At 70.2% G+C, this 1,552-nt stretch carries 2 protein-coding genes and 1 pseudogene; all 3 read right to left on the minus strand.

Annotated features, from left to right (window positions below):
• The coding region (rsmA, locus tag Mterra_RS21150; protein WP_119316865.1) for a 16S rRNA (adenine(1518)-N(6)/adenine(1519)-N(6))-dimethyltransferase RsmA at nucleotides 1-581 on the minus strand (581 nt) is incomplete at its 3' end.
• Entirely contained in the window at nucleotides 578-1,336 is a 759-nt protein-coding gene (locus Mterra_RS21155) for a metallophosphoesterase (RefSeq protein WP_176582570.1), read from the minus strand. The genes rsmA and Mterra_RS21155, both read right to left, overlap by 4 nt.
• Nucleotides 1,333-1,552: pseudogene (locus tag Mterra_RS21160) on the minus strand (Rad52/Rad22 family DNA repair protein); the annotation flags it as partial. The pseudogene Mterra_RS21160 and the gene Mterra_RS21155, both read right to left, overlap by 4 nt.

The raw sequence follows: 1,552 nt of genomic DNA on the forward strand, positions 1-1,552 counted from the left end.
AGCGAGCTGGTGACCTTGGGGGCGGGGTGGAAGACGCCGGGGGGGAGGTCGAAGAGCTTCCTGGCCTCGGCGTGGTGCTGCACGCGCAGGCTCAGCACGCCGTAGGCGGGGCTGCCGGGCCGGGCCACCATGCGCTGGGCCACCTCCTTCTGCACCAGCGCCACGATGCGGCGGAAGCGCCCCGAGCGCAGCAGCTCGGTCAGGAGGGGGGTGGCGACGTTGTAGGGGAGGTTGGCGGCGAAGAGGCTCTGCGGGGGCACCTGGGTCCAGTCGAACTCCAGCGCGTCGCCCCAGATCACCCTCACGTCGAGCCCGGCCAGGGTCTCGGCGTGGACGGGCTCCAGGCGCCGGTCCATCTCCAGGGTCACCACCTTGGCCCCCGCCAGGGCCAGCGCCCGCGTGAGGGTGCCCAGGCCCGGCCCCACCTCCCACACCGTCTCGCCCGGGGCGAAGCCCACCGCCTCGACGATGCGCCGGAGGTAGTGCGCGTCAACGAGGAAGTTCTGGCCGAAGCGCTTGTCGGCCCGCAGCCCGTGCCGCTCGAGCAGCTCCCGAACGGTGGAGAGGGAGGTGAGGTTCATTGCAGGGTCAGGGGCTGCACGTGGGCGACCTGCACCTCGAGGTGGTCGTCGTCGAGGTAGAGCTCGAGGTACTGGTCCTGGTCGAAGGCGTCGATGAGGGCGAGGCGCTCGAAGACCTGGATGCCCTCCTTCATGACGGTGTGGCCGTAGACCCCGAACCTGTGGCCCATGCGGGTGACGTAGTCGGGGTTGTGCTGCCACCACTCCTTGGCCTCGCGCCCGTTGTAGAACATCGCGTCGTAGGTCTGGAGCCAGGGGACCGGGCCCACGTGCGAGAAGTTGACGCCGTAGAGGTTGACCTCGGCGGGGAAGGAGAGCAGCCAGGCCTTGAGGTCTTCGGGCATCTCGACGCCGCCGTGCTCGGGGTGGAACTCGTGGTGCTCGAGGTAGGCGTTGCCCAGCACGAAGTCGCCGGTGGCGGCGGCGTGGTCGTGGTTGCCCAGCAGGATGGTCACGTGCTCGGGCGCGGCCTCCTGGTAGCGCTTGACGCGGTACATCTCGCGGATCTGGGCCTTGGCCGCCATGCGCAGGTGGGCGGGGTCGGCGGGGGAGAAGTCGTCGAGGCCGGTGAGGCGCCTGTAGTGCTCGAGGGTCTTGGGGTGCATGAGGTCGCCCATCAGCACCACGCGGAAGCGGCCCTCCTGCACGGGCTCGGTGGGCAAAAAGTCGTCGCCGGCGAGGTAGGCCCCGCGCAGCGCCCGCCACAGCCGGGGGAACTCCGCGTGCAGGTCGCCGATGGCGATGACCTTGATCATGGCTTCCCTTTGAGCAGCGCGCGCAGCTCACCGTAGAGCTGGCGGGTCTCGTCGAGGTTCTTGCCGTAGCCCTGGTACTTCATCACGACGCGGGCCACCTCTTTGCCCAGCCCCATCTCCTTGAGCCGGTCGATGAGCCGGTCGATGAGCTCCTGCGGCTCGGGCTTCTCCGGCTCGGCCGCGGGCTCGGGGGCTTGGGGCGCCTCGGCGCGGCTG

This window comes from Calidithermus terrae (genome assembly GCF_003574345.1).
GTDB lineage: Bacteria > Deinococcota > Deinococci > Deinococcales > Thermaceae > Calidithermus > Calidithermus chliarophilus.